15 protein-coding genes are annotated in these 17,359 nt (G+C 42.2%); 13 read left to right on the plus strand and 2 right to left on the minus strand.

The window, feature by feature from the left end:
• The first annotated feature begins 223 nt into the window (after positions 1 to 223).
• Positions 224 to 757 carry a hypothetical protein gene (locus tag N483_RS25960; protein ID WP_023400467.1) on the plus strand — a complete coding sequence of 178 codons (534 nt, stop codon included), beginning with the start codon at positions 224 to 226 and terminating at the stop codon, positions 755 to 757.
• A gap of 240 nt (positions 758 to 997) precedes the next feature.
• Complete coding sequence (locus N483_RS25965) at positions 998 to 3,043, plus strand: S9 family peptidase (RefSeq protein WP_023400468.1); 2,046 nt, start codon at positions 998 to 1,000, stop codon at positions 3,041 to 3,043.
• Between the two features lie 72 nt (positions 3,044 to 3,115).
• Here the strand turns inward: N483_RS25965 and N483_RS25970 are convergent, their stop codons facing one another.
• Together N483_RS25970 and N483_RS25975 are read right to left on the minus strand one after the other, a co-directional pair.
• Positions 3,116 to 4,333: an alpha/beta fold hydrolase gene (locus tag N483_RS25970; protein ID WP_023400469.1), complete on the minus strand. Its 1,218-nt coding sequence runs from the start codon at positions 4,331 to 4,333 to the stop codon at positions 3,116 to 3,118.
• Between the two features lie 57 nt (positions 4,334 to 4,390).
• Complete coding sequence (locus N483_RS25975; RefSeq protein ID WP_023400470.1) at positions 4,391 to 5,260, minus strand: pirin family protein; 870 nt, start codon at positions 5,258 to 5,260, stop codon at positions 4,391 to 4,393.
• A 1,348-nt stretch (positions 5,261 to 6,608) separates the two neighbouring features.
• On the opposite strand from N483_RS25975, the gene N483_RS25980 reads away from it, so the two are divergent.
• The 11 genes from N483_RS25980 to N483_RS26030 all read left to right on the plus strand — a co-directional run bounded on the left by N483_RS25980 (position 6,609) and on the right by N483_RS26030 (position 17,344).
• The gene (locus N483_RS25980) at positions 6,609 to 8,225 is read left to right on the plus strand and encodes an HAL/PAL/TAL family ammonia-lyase (protein WP_023400471.1); all 1,617 of its coding nucleotides are present in this window, start codon (positions 6,609 to 6,611) and stop codon (positions 8,223 to 8,225) included.
• Positions 8,226 to 8,263: 38 nt separating this feature from the next.
• Positions 8,264 to 8,536 (plus strand): phosphopantetheine-binding protein, encoded by a 273-nt coding sequence (locus N483_RS25985; RefSeq protein ID WP_023400472.1) that lies wholly within the window; start codon positions 8,264 to 8,266, stop codon positions 8,534 to 8,536.
• A gap of 14 nt (positions 8,537 to 8,550) precedes the next feature.
• Complete coding sequence (locus tag N483_RS25990) at positions 8,551 to 9,030, plus strand: MaoC family dehydratase (protein ID WP_023400473.1); 480 nt, start codon at positions 8,551 to 8,553, stop codon at positions 9,028 to 9,030.
• Positions 9,027 to 10,565, plus strand: coding sequence for an AMP-binding protein (locus tag N483_RS25995; protein ID WP_023400474.1), 1,539 nt, complete (start codon positions 9,027 to 9,029; stop codon positions 10,563 to 10,565). The genes N483_RS25990 and N483_RS25995 overlap by 4 nt, the downstream gene beginning before the upstream one ends.
• Positions 10,552 to 12,807, plus strand: coding sequence for a beta-ketoacyl-[acyl-carrier-protein] synthase family protein (locus N483_RS26000; RefSeq protein WP_023400475.1), 2,256 nt, complete (start codon positions 10,552 to 10,554; stop codon positions 12,805 to 12,807). Before N483_RS25995 ends, N483_RS26000 begins: the two co-directional genes overlap by 14 nt.
• Positions 12,791 to 13,564 (plus strand): ABC transporter ATP-binding protein, encoded by a 774-nt coding sequence (locus tag N483_RS26005; protein ID WP_023400476.1) that lies wholly within the window; start codon positions 12,791 to 12,793, stop codon positions 13,562 to 13,564. The genes N483_RS26000 and N483_RS26005 overlap by 17 nt, the downstream gene beginning before the upstream one ends.
• Complete coding sequence (locus N483_RS26010; RefSeq protein WP_023400477.1) at positions 13,557 to 14,657, plus strand: ABC transporter permease; 1,101 nt, start codon at positions 13,557 to 13,559, stop codon at positions 14,655 to 14,657. The genes N483_RS26005 and N483_RS26010 overlap by 8 nt, the downstream gene beginning before the upstream one ends.
• The gene (fabZ, locus tag N483_RS26015) at positions 14,654 to 15,073 is read left to right on the plus strand and encodes a 3-hydroxyacyl-ACP dehydratase FabZ (RefSeq protein WP_023400478.1); all 420 of its coding nucleotides are present in this window, start codon (positions 14,654 to 14,656) and stop codon (positions 15,071 to 15,073) included. The genes N483_RS26010 and fabZ overlap by 4 nt, the downstream gene beginning before the upstream one ends.
• A complete protein-coding gene (locus tag N483_RS26020; RefSeq protein ID WP_023400479.1) occupies positions 15,066 to 15,785 on the plus strand; it encodes an SDR family NAD(P)-dependent oxidoreductase in 720 nt (239 codons plus the stop codon). The genes fabZ and N483_RS26020 overlap by 8 nt, the downstream gene beginning before the upstream one ends.
• Entirely contained in the window at positions 15,782 to 16,498 is a 717-nt protein-coding gene (locus tag N483_RS26025; protein WP_023400480.1) for a hypothetical protein, read from the plus strand. Before N483_RS26020 ends, N483_RS26025 begins: the two co-directional genes overlap by 4 nt.
• A gap of 87 nt (positions 16,499 to 16,585) precedes the next feature.
• Complete coding sequence (locus N483_RS26030; protein WP_172642419.1) at positions 16,586 to 17,344, plus strand: SDR family NAD(P)-dependent oxidoreductase; 759 nt, start codon at positions 16,586 to 16,588, stop codon at positions 17,342 to 17,344.
• Positions 17,345 to 17,359 lie beyond the last annotated feature (15 nt).

Raw genomic sequence — 17,359 nt, forward strand, 5'->3', positions numbered from 1 at the left:
TTTGTCATAAAATATCGTTAATATTCAAAGTATTCGCATACTTATGTTCCTTTATCTTCGAAAGAAGAGAGTGTGTTGAATAAAGCGGTGGGGGTGTGTCCCGCCGCTTTTTTATTTTTAGACTGCTATATTTAACACTTTATTCGTTTTTACTCTTTTGATTGCAACGAGTTATCCTGACTCAAATTATAATTCTTATTATTAAATTGACCGGACGTCTATCATGATACAGAAGTTACTTCTTCTAATTGTATTGATCACACTACTACCTGCGTGCCAATCTAATCGCGCCATTATTAAAGATATTGATGCGATTCATAAGCAGGAAACAAAGGGTATCAAGCTCTACCATCAAAAAGCATATCCAGAGGCATTTGAGGCGCTTAGTGAGCTCGCTACATGGGGCTATAAGGATGCACAATATTACTTGGCATTTATGTTTTTAAAAGGCCAGTACGTTGAACAGTCAACGATAATTGGTATGGGGTGGCTAGGTGTGGCTGCCGAGTCCGGTATTGAAGAGTGGGTAAATTTTTATGATGCGCTCTATGTCAAGGCAACGCCTCAGATGCAACATAAAATAGACAAAGTGGTTGCGCATTACAAACGTAAATTTGGTTTGAAAGCGCAATTTGTAACTTGTCGAAATTCAATAAGCGTTGGCTCAAATAAAGTGGCTACGAAATGTACCAAAGAAGATAAAATATCTAAAGTCTACCCCCTAGATCTGAACGAAGCGCAACTCAGTCTCGAATAGTTATTTGCACAAAGATATAGCAATCAAAGCATTTATAGAAGTTACTGTGGTTGATTAATATACGTTTATTGGGTCATATAGTTATATATTAGACACTTAGTTTTTTGTTTCAATCAGAGTGTAACCTTCTGCTTTATATGTTTTTAATTGTATTTCTCCTGACGGTTTCCTGATAAAAGAGTTTGTTCACTGGATGGATGGCTCAGGCCGTTATACAAAGAAGGCACAGGAGGAAAAACTATGAAAAAAACGAATGTGATTGTAACCTTATGTGTTGCAACAACCTGTGCGCTTAATACATTTATGACCCAAGCAAGCAGTGAAAAGTATTTACAGCCTGAAGATTACTTTGAGCTTAAGTATGTTGATCAGATTGATATATCAGACAGCCGAAACGATATCTATTTCGTAAAAAACCAGTTTGATAGAGTCAATGATAAAAAACTAAGCCAAGTATGGTTTTACCACAATGCCACACAAACACTACAGCCTGTGGATACAGGGACCTATACCAGTTTCGCACCGTCTCTCAGCCCAGATCAAAATACGCTGGCCTATATTGCAAGCAAAGAAGGCAATAAGGCACGTATTCACTTTAAAGACCTCGAAAGTGGTCAATTGACTTATACCCAGTGGTATGAGGGTATACCGAATAACTTAACTTGGTCACCAGACAATCAATCGGTTGCATTTACGATGTTTGTTGAACAGCGGATAAACTCGCCAATACCACTATCCTCAAAGCCACACAATGCGAACTGGGCCCCTGAGCCAAAACTGATCCAATCTACTCGATATCGACTTGATGGTACGGGATATTTGAAATCGGGTGCGAGTCAAATATTCATGCAATCAGTGAGAGAGTCTTCCCCTAAGCAGATTACTTCAGGTAAGTATAGTCATACTGGTAAACTCAGTTTTGCAAAGGACGGACGCGGTATTTATTTGTCCGCTAAACGTTACGCAGAACCGGCGCTCTCACATTTCAATACCAATATTTATTATTTGGATTTAGCAACACATAAGATTTCTGGCGTTGTTGAGCGTAAGGGCCCAGACGATATGCCAACAGTATCACCCGATGGTCGTTATCTGGCTTTTATTGGCTATGATGACAACGGCATGATTTATCAAAACAAAGAGCTGTATATCAAGGATTTGCGAAGTGGTGAAACCAAAGCGCTGACTACGGGGCTTGATAGGAGCGTTTCACAATTACAGTGGAAATACGACAGCTCCGGTATTTATTTCAGCTATGACAATCAAGGAAAAACACATCTCGGTTACAGCGGATTAAAAGGTGATTTTAGAGTGCTGACTGAGCAGTTGGGGAACATGACTTCGGGTCGCCCATATGCTGGAGGGGAATTTGATGTTGCCGGAAATGGTATGGTGGCATTTTCATTGGCTGATACTCAAAGACCGCCTGAATTAGCTACTCTACAGGGAAGAACGGTAGATAAAATCAGCGATTTTAATGGAACTTTTCTGGATAACATTAAGCTTGGTAAAGTTGAAGAGCTATGGGTTAATTCGGGACATGATAACCGCCCAATACAGGGGTGGGTTATTTATCCGCCAAGTTTTGACAAAAATAAAAAATACCCTTTAGTGCTAGAAATACATGGCGGACCGATGGCCAACTATGGACCGCATTTTACAGCAGAGCTACAGGTGCTTGCGGCAAAAGGCTACGTGGTTCTGTATATGAATCCAAGAGGCAGTGATTCATATGGCAACGAATTTGCGCAGCTGATCCACAATAACTTTCCCAATCATGAGCATGATGATTTAACCAGTGGTGTAGAGTACTTGATTGAGCGTGGTTTTATTGACGAAAAGCGACAGTACGTTATGGGCGGCTCAGGGGGCGGTATGATAGCAACTTGGATGTTAGGTAAGACACAGCGGTTTGCTGCTGCGGCCATAATGAAGCCAGCGGTAAATTTATATAGTTTTGTGTTGACGTCTGACTTTTACCCGATGTTTACGCAATATTGGTTTAATGGCAAACCTTGGGAAAATACAGCGCATTATTTAAAGCATTCCCCTATAACATACATGGATAATATAAAAACCCCGAGTTTGTTAATGACAGGGGAGGCGGATTACCGAACACCAATTTCTGAAACGGAGCAATTTTACCAAGCGCTTAAGTTACAAAATATCGACACAGCGATGGTAAGAATGCCAAACATGAGCCACGCGCTGACCGCTAGGCCCTCATATTTGCAGCAAAAGTTAGAGTATATCCTTTGGTGGTTTGAGCGTTATGAGCGGGATTGAAACGTAATGTCATCCAAAGCAGTTGTTGCTTGCGTCGCTCAGTGCTCCGCGAGCAACAACGAAAGACACCGACTAATAAGTGTCTTTTAGTTCGGTCGTAACTTTAATTTCATTGTGCAGTGTTTTATGTACCGGGCACTTATCTGCAATGCGCAAGAGTTTTTGCTTTTGTTCGGAGGTTAAGTCACCTTCTAACTCTATCTCTCGTGATATATGCTCAGCGTAACTGTTGTTGTCGTCGCAGTTATCGCAGTCCTGATGATGGTTTTTTTGGTGGTGTAAAGTCACTTTAATGTCTTTTACTGGCAGCTTTTTGTAATTTGCATACATGCGCATCGTCATCACAGTGCAGGTGCCAAGGGCTGCTAACAAGTGCTCATAAGGGTCTGGTCCAAGATTTTTCCCACCGACGTGAGTCGGCTCATCGGCCAACCATGTATGACTATCACTGACAACATTTAAGGTAAACTTATGGTCTCTTTCACTTACGACTAGATGGCCGTTTTCAACAGCCTCTGTTTCAGCTTTGGGCTCAGGATGAGGCGTAATGTACTTACTAACCCATCCAGAAATCGCAGTTGCTGCGTATTCAGAATCACTTGCCTTACTGAGTAAGTGGTCTGCACTATCCAAAGATATAAAGCTTTTCGGGTGCTTCTCTTTGGAATAAATGGCTTCTGCTTGCTCAATGCTCACGACGTCGTCGACAGGGCTATGCATTACTAGGAGCGCCTTTTTATTTAAAGTATTTTGCTGTGTTTTATGGGCTGCTAAGTCATCCAAAAACTGTTTTTTTATACTAAATGTACGCATACCTAGCTGGACTTGCGCTTCGCCAGTTTGGTTGATTTGATCGACATGCGCTGAAAAATTGTGGACCACGTGGTGTGCATTGGCGGGGGCTCCAATAGTAACAACTGCGCTGACTTCTTCAATTTGGTTGGCAGCGGCCAAAACCGCTGCGCCGCCTAAGCTATGGCCGATGAGAATTTGCGGTGCATATAAGCGCTGGCGTAAATATTCTGCTGCAGCATACAAATCATCTAGGTTAGATGAAAAGTTACTATTGGCAAAGTCGCCATCGCTATTACCTAGCCCTGTAAAATCAAACCGCAGTACAGCATATCCTTCTTTTACCAAAGCTCTAGATATACGCGATGCTGCTGCGATGTCTTTTGTGCAGGTAAAGCAATGAGCGAAAAGTGCAACCGCTTTGATATGGCCGCTCGGGCGCTCAAGCAGGCCCGCAAGGGTGTTCCCATTACTAATAAACTCGACTTTTTCTCTCATGATGTTGTCCGTTTTTGAATAGGCTAAAAACTCACCTTAAATAAGATTTGAGTGTATTTACAAAGTGCGCTTTGTGGGCAAGGGCACATACTCAAGATTGTCATACTTAATACTAGGAAAATCACCTTGCTGCCAATCTCGCTTCGCTTGTTCTATACGATCTTTACTAAATGACACAAAATTCCAATGTATATATGGCACGTTCTCCCATTTATCGCCACCTAGCAAGACCAGACGCGCATTTTTTGACACTGAAATGGTTTTGTCTGAGGCTGCAAGTAGCACAAAGTCGCCAGGGTTATAGGTTTGGCCTGCGACTTTAACTTCTCCATAAATCAAATAAATTGCCGTTTCTTGCTTCGGATTAGGGACCTCTAGCTGATTTTGTGCTGACGCGATGATATCGACATAAAACATTGGAGAATAAGTAGCTATAGGTGATTGAAGTCCATACGCTTCTCCGGCGATCACTCTTTTCATTACTCCCTTGTGTGTTATCTGTGGCAAGTCGTGTCTACTGATATGCTCAAAGCTAGGCTCTATGTCGCTATAATGTTCAGGCAATGCGACCCACAATTGCAAGCCATTCAGATTATGCTGGCTAGCCCGAGTTTCAAAGCTTTCTCTTTCTGAATGCACTATTCCTTTACCTGCAGTCATCCAGTTGACATCGCCGGGGGTGATTTCAATACAATTGCCCAGTGAATCTCGGTGTAGTATTTGGCCTTCGATTAAATAGGTTAGTGTCGATAAACCGATATGGGGGTGAGGTTGAACTTCAATGCCTTCACCGACAGGAAAGCTTGTTGGGCCCATATGATCGAAAAAGATAAATGGGCCAACCATGCGCTTTTTCATATGCGGTAGTAGTCGGTTGACGGTCAATCCGCCAATATCATATGTGGTTGAATTGAGCAATTGAGCCACGGTATGAAACTCCATTAAGGTGAAATTAAGACAATGCTTAAGTTAGATGGTAGTTTTAAAGAACAGCGGCGTAAAACCGAAAAATATGGACATATAGTTCGATTTTGTAGAGTGTTTTGTCCGCTATGCGCACAGTGAGGGAATGGATAAGTGCGCTTTGATGTATATTTGGCTTTCTAATTGTAGTAAATAGAACTGCTCATTCCTTGGTTTCAACACGCTTCTTCCTCTTTATAGCTGCGTCAGTTTCTGTAACTACAGTGATGTTCAGAGGTTTGCAAAACCTGACAATTCATAGTTGTTTCCTGTTTGTGGTATTACAAAAAACTCTAATTAAACATGTTTCATGATCAGGTAAGTGGATAACGACTCACGTTGTGGCTAAAAAGGTGCATGAAAAATACACTTCGTATTTGAGTATGACAATTTTATTGCTCACTGACGGCACCATTCTTTTTTTTCGCAAAGAATAGATGCGCGTATTATTTCATATAAGCCGAATTGACATGCACCTATAGGAAATATTTTTGTTTTTTTGAGCGTAACCAAAACTTAATTGTTGTAAAAAGGTGCACTTTATTCGGGTTTTTATGTTTGTACCTTATGTGGTTACTTGAAAAAATGGAAATGTTTACACAAAAATGTAGGTGTACATAAAAGTATAAAATTATACTTTATATAATATTTCTAAATTAATCTATTCACCAGTGTCTATTCATTTTTACGACATAATTTTTTAACCTTTGTAGGTACAGTCTCTTGTTTTGGTTCTTTCTGTTGGTTGAGTTAATATTCTATTTTAATTTGTATGAGTTTATTTATATGGGTGTTTAAAAAGTCAAATCTATTTTTATTAATTTATTATAAACCTTCACCTTTCTTATATTTTAAACTTTATCGTAATAATCTGGTCATCACTTGAAGTCTTTTCTAGCAGTTCAGCTTACAAATGTTAGCTGAAAAGCACGTCTTTTTTGTTAAGTTCAGGGTGGTTTACTTTCCCCTTTGGTGTTTGTTTTTTGTTAAATCAGGTTGTTTTATCCACTATTTTGTAAAAGTTTATAGCAATAAATGTTTTCGGTGTAATTCTTGTGGGTACTATTGATTGATTAAATGTAATGGTGTAAAAAATGACACACACGCTTTTGAGTGAGTTGATCAGTATCTATTTGCACCTTTTTGAGGGCAAAGGAAGACCATATGAGCGATGAGAGTGGCATAACGATGATAATAGATATTACGTCATGAAATGCTTGGGAATACATGCTCGATTTATATTTTCGCGATTATAAATTTTAAATATAAAACTTAGATGACCGTTTTTTAATTGTTAAAGGAAGCAAGAAAAATGAGTAATGAACTCTCTTTTTCAGATTCAATAGTTGAGTCTGAAAATAAAGTAGTATCCACAATAGATATAGACTTAATAAGCCAGCTAACACTTGAAGATATAAAGAAGTTTATCTACGAGAATTATCCGAAAGTGCAGTTGAATGGAGAGGTTCACAAATCACTCATTGAGAATAACCGGAAGTATATAGATAAGCGTATTTCGGATAGAGAAGACATCTATGGTGTAACAACTGGGTTTGGTAACTCTGCGAGTAACCGAATTTCTCCAGCCATGTCTCAAGAGTTGCAGAAAAACCTATTGGCATATCATGGGTGTGGCGTAGGCGAATATCTAAGTGAACGTGATTGTGCAGTAACTCTATTGATCCGATTGAACTGTAATGCGAGGGGCTATTCAGGTGTCAGTTGGGAGTTATTGAAACAAATGGAGTTATTTTTACAACATAATATTTTTCCAGCGATCCCTGCGAAAGGCTCGGTAGGTGCTAGCGGAGATTTAACTCCACTGTCTTATATTGGCGCAGCACTTAATGGGCAGCGAAACGTTTATTACCAAGGTGTGATCAGACCGACATCTGAAGTGTTTGAAGAGCTCAATATCACGCCTTATGAACTAAAAGCGAAAGAAGGCCTAGCAATCATGAATGGTACTTCTGTCATGAGTGCAATAACTGCCAATACGATTAATGAGCTTGATAAGGCCATTGATATTTCGTGTAAGTTAATTGCTTTGTTCGTTGAACTGATTGACGGTAGAGCATCCCCTTTTCATCCAAAAGTGCATGAGTTGAAGCCACATCAAGGGCAAAGATATTGCGCTGACCTGATTTATAAACGTCTATCAAATCCAGAGCTCAGGTTAGGCCGCAGACAGCGAACAGATAAAGTGATTGAACACGGAATGAAAGAAACTTTCCGTTTGCAAGATAGTTATTCAATTCGTTGCTCGCCACAGGTATTAGGGCCATTGGTTGATACGCTGAACTGGGCAAAGTCAGTTTTACAAGTGGAGATCAATTCAGTCAATGACAACCCTCTAATTGATCATGAAAGTGACTTGATACTCAACGCAGGCCACTTTTATGGTGGACATATTGCTGCAATCTGCGATGCGCTAAAGCCTCAAGTTGCAAATATGGGCGCGTTATTAGAGCGTGAGCTGGGTATTTTAGTTGATGACAGGTTAAACGGTGGTATTCCAAATAACCTCGTTGCAGTGGATGACTTGGGAGACAAGGCTTGGATCAATCATGGATTCAAAGCAATGCAGATCAGTGCGTCAGCTTTGGTGGCTGAAGCGCTCAAGCAATCTGGACCGATGTCTGTCTTTTCTCGTACGACTGAAGCATTGAATCAAGATATTGTGAGTATGGGCACAATTGCTGCTCGTGATTTGAAGAATATCCTTTCTTTGATTAAGCCTGTTATCGCCATTCAAGCTATGGCAATTCGCCAAGCATATTATGTCCTTGATAAGGACCAATCTGCTGAAAAGTTAAATGGGTTATCTCGTGCGTTTTTTGATTCTCTAGCTTCTACTTTCTCTCCGGTTATCGAAGACCGCGCGCTAGACGGTGAAATTGAAGAAATGGTTGCCTTTTTATTCGATTAAATAAAGCGCTAAAAATTTTTTAAATCTAAGGAAGAACAATGAATAGTACACAAGAAATTATCACATTTATTAAACATGACATTTTAATCGAAGAGTTAGAAGTTGCAGACTCTCTAGAAGAAATCGACGAGCATGCAGCACTAGTTGGTGATGGCTTGGATTTAGACAGCATTGAGCTTTTGGATTTAGTGTCGGCCGTTGAGAAAAAGTATGGACTTAAGTTCAAGGAGTTTCCCAGTGAATTAGTGCAAAAGAAAATGGCATCAATTCATTCTCTTAGCGAGTTTATTTCCGAGCAAGTTGCGGCATAAAAGTTGAGAAGACGATGACTCTATACACGGCTGGAAAAACCTATAGGGAACTTAACGAAGGAGATAGTGCTGTTCATTCTAAAACTATCTCTGAATCAGACGTATACAGTTTTGCTGGGATCACAGGTGATTTCAATCCATTACACGTAGACAGCGTTTTTGCTCAGAAAATGGGGTTAGCAGGACGTATTGCTCATGCAGGGATCGCGCCAGCCATGGTAGCGCAAGTAATTGGTATGAAACTACCTGGGGTTGGTTCCATGGTGACTAATATGACAGTTAGCCACCATGCGCCTTTGTATATTGGCGATACCATTTATGCACATGTCCAAGTGACGCAAAAATTACCCAATCGGCATGTCAGGCTGACTATCACTATTTTAAATCAGGACAACGAACTGATTTGCAGTGGTGAGGTTGAAGTCGTACCGCCAAAAGCGTCATTCAAAAAGCGCGTTGCAGCCATTGATTTACAGGAAATAGTAACTGAATGAAGGATTTTGAAGACTTAGTCCAACAGGTGCGCCAACAAATCGTAGATTCAGTTGAGCTAGAAGAGTCCGAAGTGAAGCAGCTGTCCAATGAAGATGATTTATTGGCCAGCCCTTTATTTCTTGATTCGGTTGATTTATTGCAGGTTTACTCAGATTGTCAACGAAAGTTCAATGTCGTGTTTAACAATGCTGATTATGATGGTACTCATACAGTAAGCAATATTTCAAAGCGTATTGTAGCCGCAAAAACAAAGGGTGTATTAGGTAATAACAACGCCGCTTTTTATTCTTCAAACGGTGACAGGTATAGTCGTCACGAATTTGAGCAGTATATAACAACTCTGATAGCTGCGATTGGACAGGTAAAGATCAATCGCCACGAGCCTGTTAGAGTACGAGATACTGATCCGGTCAAAATGATGTTGATGGCCGTTGCTTTGGTATTTAGCGGTTGTAAACCACTCCTCAGTGCCCAACCAGAAGGGGACAATGCATTGGGGTTTGACGAGTTGATGTCAACTCATGCAACTGCACCTTCTGAAACATTGAGCAGCAATTTATATGCTCAATTGGAGCGTGTGCAAAATAATGCCGTGATCGGGTTTGAAACTTCAGGCAGCACTGGTGTGCCAGTTCAAATTGAAAAATCGCTAGTGAGCATGTTGCACGAAGTAGATGAATTAACAACGTTGTTTGACTTTAAAGCGTTAGATCTCGTTGATGCATATGTCTCACCGGTGCATATGTACGGGTTTATTTGGAGTTTTTTACTACCGCTAAAACTGGATATCGCAGTGGTATATCAATCAAATACCCTGTCTCGACCTGCTCCCTCAGGGTATGAGGCTATTATGGCGGTAAGTGTGCCAGCTCTATGGCAAAGTATTTCTGGAGGGTTGTCCGATAGGTACCACTATGTCGTTAACTCTGGTGGAAAATTCGGCCAACAAAGAGATACACAATTTGCCAGTCTCAATGCAAATAGAAAAACACAGTTGCAGGGGATTGATGTACTTGGAAGCACGGAAACCGGCGCCATTGCGTATCGCATGATGGGGCTAGACGACATTCAAACATATCGACTACTTCCGACCGTGAAATTGATGCCAAATGGTGAAGAGCACATTATCTATTCTGACTTTTTACCTTATGGCATCGAGTCAGCGCCTTTGGACGACAAAATTGAAGTTTTACCTAACAACCAAATTCGACATTTGGGCCGCAAAGACAACGTATTTAAATTTAAAGGCAAACGCTACTCTTTAAAAGCAATTGAAGAAAAGCTATCCCAGCTCTTTGCTGGGCATGCCCTTAGGGTTTACTTCATCGAACAAGAAAATAACGTACGCGGTGGCGAGCTCATAGCTTTTGTTGAAAAAGTAGCTGCTCAGTTTGAAACCACTGAGGAGATAAGAGCGTTATTCCAAGATTTACCCATCCCCAAAATAGAATTCATTGATGAATTACCTACCAATGCAATGGGCAAAGTCACATTGCAAGGTTTACAGGAGAAAGTAAGAAATGCCAGAGTTTAAATCCCATGCAGTAATAACTGGATATGGCGTAATTTCTTCGTGTGGCGATAACGCACACGAGTTGTATCACTCAATGCAATCACAGCGATCAGGAATTGCTTCTTTAAATTGTTTTGATGTAACTGGCCTTTCGAGTGATATCGCAGGCATTGTTCGGTCGATCCGTGAAAAACACCAAGATGAAAGAGATGCATTACCTGATTTTTCTACCTTGTTTGCGATTAAAGCGATAGAGGAAGCATTGGAGTCGGCAAACATATCTCGAGAAACTTTGGCACAAAAACGGGTGGCGCTATGCGTAGGTAATGCCAATACCGGCATGGAAAAGCTAGAAGACGGCATTATTGAAAATAAGCTAGCGGCATTGATTGAATATCCTGCTCATAAGCAAAGTGACAACATTGCTAAGCACTTCGGTATATTGGGACCCGTATTGACGTTTACCAGCGCATGTACATCGAGTAGCAGTGCAATGGGGTTTGCTAAGCAGCTAATCGATAAAGGAGTTGTTGACTTAGTCATCGCTGGTGGTACCGATGCGCTAGCTAAAACCATTTATGCAGGATTTCATTCTTTGCAGTCTGTGGCACCTCAAGTGTGCTCTCCCTATGACGTAAAAATGGGGCTGAGCTTAGGGGAAGGCGCTGGCTTTGTTATTTTAGAACCCCAAACACAAGCTAGTGAGCGAGGACAAAAAGCCATTGTTCAACTAGCTGCTACAGCGTCTAGTTTAGATGCATATCATGCAACCGCGCCCGAGCCATGTGGTGCTGGTGTGAGACGCTCTTTCGCCACAGCAATGGCGAAAAGTGACGTGACTGTAGAAGATATCGATTATATTAACACCCACGGTACGGGCACTCCTGCGAATGATGGTGCTGAACTTAAAGGCATATTCGCAGCCCTGCAACCACGAGCCAAAAATTCTTTGCCTGTATCAAGTTCTAAGTCATATTTTGGCCACACCTTAGGCGCTGCGGGTGCCATTGAATTTATTTCTGCATTGGTTGCCATCGAGCAAGGAGAAATCCCTTCCACACTCAATGGCGATGATATTCGAGAAGACTGTCAAGGCCATGACATTGTTGTTAATGGGTTAAGAAAGCATAAAGTAGACTGTTTTGCTGCTACAAACTCGGCATTTGGCGGCCACAATACCACCTTACTTGCACGTAAATTGGTCTCAGATATTCCTGTTGCAGCAGAGCAAAAAGTATATGTGTTGAGTCACAGTAATATTGCAAATGAAGTGGGTTACTCTAGTGGCTCAGAGCAACAAGCTCTGAGTTATGACAAGGAATTTTCCCTTAAGCAATTTCAGCCAAGTCTGTTCCGTCGCCGTATGAGTGCGATAGGTCAATATTCAATTGGCGCATCCTACTTGGCATTCAGTGGTGCCGATATTGATTTTAGCGACAGTGAAAAACCCCCAATGGGAGCGTACTTTGGCACCACTGTTGGTGCTTCTCAGGTACAGCAGCGCAATCTATCTGATCTACTGCAACATGGCCCTTCTGGGGTTAAAAGCACTTTGTTCCCCGACACTGTACTCAATGCGCCATTGGGCAACCTAGCTTTGGCATTTGGTTTAACGGGTTGTTCAGCGAACTTTAGCGACTTAGGCAATGAAGGTATGCATGCTTTGTGGCATGCCTATAACGACTTAAGTGAAAATAAGATTTCTTATGCGTTAGTGTGTAGTGCTGAAGACCAAAGCGATAAATCAGATTTGGTTTGGCAACAAATGCAAGTGGATGAGCAGAGGCTGGGAAGTGGTGCCAATGCAATGATCGTGGTTAACCAGCAAGACGCGCGTGCAAACCGAGCATTGGCCCAAATTCACCAGTTTAGTGGTGGGCAGTGGTACTTCAAAGATGACGTTCAGCAATGGCTTTGCTCGGCACTAGAGCAATATACCGCAGTGCCAGATGTCATTGTTTTAAGCATGGTAAATACGCATCACTATGAGGCATTTTCGAGTGTACTCAAACAGCATTTTCCTTCAGCGCACATTATCAATAGCAGAGATTACAAAGCATCAGGTGTGGCTTGCCAAAGCTTAGATGCAGTGAGCGTAGCAACAAGCTTAATTAGAGGACGCACATTTATGGGTCGTGAAGTGGGATTACAGGGTCTCGATGCGCCTGAGTCTGTGTTGGTCATGAGTGTTAATACGCAGCTGGGTGCATCGACGTGTATCGTATCGAAAATCAAAGGGGATACTCATGTCAGCGGTCATTGATGTTACGGATTTGAAAAAGTCTTACAGCAAAAATAGTCGCCTTGTCTTAAAGGGGCTGTCTTTCAAAGTTAACAAAGGCCAATGTTTTGGGCTATTGGGGCCAAATGGGGCGGGAAAGTCAACCACATTGGAAATATTACAAGGGCTAAAGAAGCCAACGTCAGGCAACGTCAGCCTGTTTGGCATGGATTGGAAAACCAATGAGAAGCAGATCCGCATGAAGATTGGCGGTCTACTACAGTCCAATAGTTTGTATGGTAGAACCAAGGTTAAAGAAGCGATCACCTTGTTTGCGAGCTTTTACAAAGAACCGATGGACGTAGATGAGCTAATTGAAAGGTTTGGTCTAACAGATAAAGCCAATGCATGGCTCGATAGCCTAAGTGGTGGACAAAAACAGCGGGTATTTCTTGCCATGACAATTGTTGGCAAGCCAGAGTTGATCTTTCTAGATGAACCGACAACCGGGTTAGATCCCACCAGCCGTCAGAGCTTCTGGGAAATCATCAAGTCGCTCAAAGAAGAGGGGATGACGGTGATCCTCACAACACACTATATGGATGAAGCAGACTATTTGTGTGATGAGTTATTGATCATTGAGCAGGGCCGTATTATTGAGTCTGGCACGCCGGATGCAATTATCCACCGCACCTTCAAAGATCCGGTAATTAGAGAGCCACGCAAAGCAACCCTCAATGACGTGTTTTTAAAGTTAACAGGCCACGATATTCTAAAACAGGAACGAAGTCATGCCTAGTAATGTACTGACAAGAAAGCCATTTTGGCAGCTCATGCTGCTTAATATTCGCCCGTTTTTTCGTGAACCAGCAACTTTATTTTGGACCTTCGGTTTTCCCATTTTTATGGCACTTCTTTTGGTTCAAGCGTTCTCTGGTGAAAAGCCAATGGGGCCAGTCAATTTGGTTGTCATAGAACAAGAAAAAATAGATGCCGATTGGTTTCAGGCGATAGAGAAGGACAAAAAGGTCAGCTTAATAAATATTAACGACTCAAATCTAATCGCTCGTATCAATGACCATTTTGCCAAGCCAAGCACCGAAGTGTCACCCGGTGAGGACCTAGCATCCATTTTATCCAGTTATAACGATGTCTTGATTTTGACTCCAAGTGGTCTATTTTCAACGCGAAATAGCCATGAACAAGCCATTGCATTTAGCTATGTAATGGCGCTGCAAGATCAAATGCGTAAGCCTTATCTTGAGGGGGTGATTGATCTAAAAGGGTTTAGGTATATCGATTGGCTGATCCCCGGTATTATCGTGTTACAGATAATCGGTATTGGCATTACATCCATTTCTAATGGGCTGGTTTCTGATCGGCAACAAGGTTTTTTCAAGCGCCTTAAATTATCTCCGTTTAGCCGCTTAGACTACGTCATTGGCATTGTCTTCGCCCGCGTCTTCTTACTGGTCTTTCAGCTAGTTGCCTTGTTCGCTACCTTCTACTTTTTATTTGGTTATCAACCCATGGGGGACTGGCTGAGTATTCTAGTGGTGCTGCTATTGGGGTCGATTGTATTGTGTTTAATCGGGGTTTTGGTTGGTGCTCGCAGTCAGAAAGTTGAAGTGGCAACGGGAATTTCTAACTTGCTGTACTTTCCACTGATGTTTTTATCCGGGATCTACTTTGATACCTCCAACTTTCCGCAAACGATTCAAAACATTGTGCAATGGTTGCCTTCCACCGCCTTTTTGGATGCATTTCGACTCACTGCAAATCAAGGGGCTTCCCTTGCAGAGGTATCTACGCAAATTCAAACCCTGTCTGGTTTCACCCTTGTATTACTTGTGATGGTTTTCTTTTTATTCGACTGGGGAGATGAAAAATGATTTCACCGGATAATTTACCGCATAAGCCGCCATTTAAATTTGTTGACCGCATTGTTGAGGTGCAGCCCAATGAGTCGATCATCGCACAAAAATTTATTGGATATAACGAACCGTGCCTTGAGGGCCACTTCCCAGATGAGCCTATTTTTCCTGGCGTGTTAATTGTGGAAGCCATGGCGCAGGCCAGTGGGTTGTGCATTACAGGGAAGTCAAAAGGCGTGATTGCGGGCATTGACAAGGTCAAGTTTCTTACTCCCGTTTTACCCGGTCAGATTTTGGAACTGCGTGCATCAGTTGATACTGCGCTCGGAGAGCTGGTGAAATTTAAAGTTGCAGCTTGGGTGAACGATGAAGAAGTTGCCAGTGCTCGGATTGCCATTCGGTATTTAGAACATGTGGGAGCGAAGAATGTTTAACGACAAGGTTGTTATTGTTTCAGGGTGCTCAAAGGGAATTGGCTTGGAGATTTGCATTCAATACCTTGCCGAGGGCGCTAGCGTATATGGTATCGCGCGTTCTAGTGTTCCAGACGTATTGGCGTCTCACCCTAAGTTTACTTGGTTGCAAGGTTCGATATCAGAGACTGGCTTTGTGCTAGATAGTGTTAAATCGATTCAATCACAGGAGCAGCGGATTGATATTTTGGTTAATAACGCAGGGATTAATCACGATAATTTAATACAGCTAATGGCGCTAGAAGAGTGGCAAAAAGTACTGACGACGAATTTAAAAGGCACTTTTAACTTATGTCATCAAGTACTGCCGATTTTTAAAGCGCAGCAATTTGGCCGCATTATTAATATGGTGTCAAAAAGTGGTGTGGTTGGACGCGAAGGCCAAATCAACTATGCAACGTCTAAAGGCGCCATTATTGGCATGACAAGAACCATTGCGCGTGAGTATGGCAAAGACAATATTTTGTGTAACGCCGTTGCACCAGGTTTGATTGAAACCCAAATGGTGGATAGCGCAGAGCAGTCCATTGTTGCTCCCATTATTAACTGTACCAGTGTAAGACGAATGGGGCAGTGCAGTGAAGTTGCACGTACCGTATTGCACCTCACATCAGACGAGCCTAATTATCAAAACGGAGAAGTTATCCATCTGGACGGAGGATTTTTAATATGAGTGCAGCGCAATCTTTACTCTTAGTACAAGCGCAAAGCGAGTTTGATCAGGCTGTGGTTGATCACTACCTTAGTGCAAACGTCAATGTGATTTTGATAGCACCCTCGGAGCAATTTGAATCGCAAAATTCAGCACTACCAAGCCTGTCACTGGCGGAAATTCAAGGGCAAGTCGAACCTGATATTCAGCTGCTATTGACGGAAAAAGGGATGCTCGAAGATGGGCAATCACTGGTCGTTATTCAAGGTGTTCAGTGCGCAAATGAGCAAGCGCTGTTTACGGATGAGCGTTGTTTGGTGCAAATAACAACGTACTTAGATAGTACGTTTGTTATCTATCAAAACTTGGCGGGTTGTGTCAAAGAAGCGGGCGCGAACATTGTCTTTCCGTTGTATTCGGACAGTTTAAGTTATCTTGGCCAAGAAGTGAATTCGGTGGTCAACCATGCACTGAATGCATTTATGAAAACTTTAGCCAGAGAACTTACCAGTGACAAGGTGTTCATCAACAGTGCTGTGATCCCCTATTTGGCAAAAGATGAAGCAGAGCGAAAAAAAATGCGCCGCGCACTAAAGCGTTCTGTATTCGGTATGCGCCCAACTGTGTTTTTACGCCAGGAGTTTATCGAGTTCATCGCACACTTTTCACACTATAACAAAATGATGACAGGGCAGTGTATGACCATGCGCCCGAGCACAGAAATATCCGTTTAACAATTCAACATTGAGTATACGCATATGAGCCAAAAGTGCCTCGGTGCTTTTGGCGTGACGTGGCCTTTAAAGAGAAGAAGCATAGTAATGGAAACAATGAATATTGATGGGGCTCCATTAAGAATTTTGGTGCTTGGTGCAACCTCAGATCTCGGGCAGAGAACCTGCCATGATTTAGCAAATAAAGGTTACGAACTGCTACTAATTGGGCGAAATGAACAGACCTTGGGCGAGTTGGCGGTGTCTTTATCTGGGCAGCATAAAATCGCCGTCGCTGATTTGAGTACACCAGATGAGTTGACGCCAATCATTATCGACAATGCAAAGCAATATGGTGCATTTAAAGGGGCTGTATTTTGTGCTGGTGTGCACGCAATGACCACATTGCGTCAATCTAGTTATGCAGACTTTGAGAAGATTTATCGTATTAATTGCGGTGGTGCACTGGCCATGATTAAAGCTTTTACACGCAAAAGCGTTAGAAATACAGAGGGAACAACGTCAATTGTACTACTGTCATCCGTCAGCCAGTCTGCAGGTGAAGCAGGTATTTCTGGCTATGCGGCCAGTAAAGGTGCGCTGGGTAGTCTAAGTCGATGTGCAGCATTGGAGTTGGCCAAGGATCGTGTGTTGGTGAACTGTATTGCAGCAGGCATGATCCAAACCAAGCTCAATGATGGCTATCAAGGCATGGCGAAGCCGGGTCACTTTGACAAGTTGGCTAGCATGCACCCCTTAGGATTTGGCTCACCGGAGCATGTATCAAAAGAAATCATTAATTTATTGGAAAGTGAATGGACCACAGGTAGCACTGTGTATGTTGATGGAGGTTATACATGTGCCTAAATACTCAAAGCGTTC

The organism is Pseudoalteromonas luteoviolacea NCIMB 1944, from assembly GCF_001625565.1.
In the GTDB taxonomy this organism is placed as follows: Bacteria; Pseudomonadota; Gammaproteobacteria; order Enterobacterales; family Alteromonadaceae; genus Pseudoalteromonas; species Pseudoalteromonas luteoviolacea_F.

Coding starts and splice junctions, on each gene's coding strand:
- N483_RS25970 (WP_023400469.1), bottom strand. CDS start 4,333: ATGAGAGAAAAAGTCGAGTTTATTAGTAATGGGAACACCCTTGCGGGC.
- N483_RS25960 (WP_023400467.1), top strand. CDS start 224: ATGATACAGAAGTTACTTCTTCTAATTGTATTGATCACACTACTACCT.
- N483_RS26005 (WP_023400476.1), top strand. CDS start 12,791: ATGTCAGCGGTCATTGATGTTACGGATTTGAAAAAGTCTTACAGCAAA.
- N483_RS25980 (WP_023400471.1), top strand. CDS start 6,609: ATGAGTAATGAACTCTCTTTTTCAGATTCAATAGTTGAGTCTGAAAAT.
- fabZ (WP_023400478.1), top strand. CDS start 14,654: ATGATTTCACCGGATAATTTACCGCATAAGCCGCCATTTAAATTTGTT.
- N483_RS25985 (WP_023400472.1), top strand. CDS start 8,264: ATGAATAGTACACAAGAAATTATCACATTTATTAAACATGACATTTTA.
- N483_RS25995 (WP_023400474.1), top strand. CDS start 9,027: ATGAAGGATTTTGAAGACTTAGTCCAACAGGTGCGCCAACAAATCGTA.
- N483_RS26025 (WP_023400480.1), top strand. CDS start 15,782: ATGAGTGCAGCGCAATCTTTACTCTTAGTACAAGCGCAAAGCGAGTTT.
- N483_RS25990 (WP_023400473.1), top strand. CDS start 8,551: ATGACTCTATACACGGCTGGAAAAACCTATAGGGAACTTAACGAAGGA.
- N483_RS26030 (WP_172642419.1), top strand. CDS start 16,586: ATGGAAACAATGAATATTGATGGGGCTCCATTAAGAATTTTGGTGCTT.
- N483_RS26020 (WP_023400479.1), top strand. CDS start 15,066: ATGTTTAACGACAAGGTTGTTATTGTTTCAGGGTGCTCAAAGGGAATT.
- N483_RS26000 (WP_023400475.1), top strand. CDS start 10,552: ATGCCAGAGTTTAAATCCCATGCAGTAATAACTGGATATGGCGTAATT.
- N483_RS26010 (WP_023400477.1), top strand. CDS start 13,557: ATGCCTAGTAATGTACTGACAAGAAAGCCATTTTGGCAGCTCATGCTG.
- N483_RS25965 (WP_023400468.1), top strand. CDS start 998: ATGAAAAAAACGAATGTGATTGTAACCTTATGTGTTGCAACAACCTGT.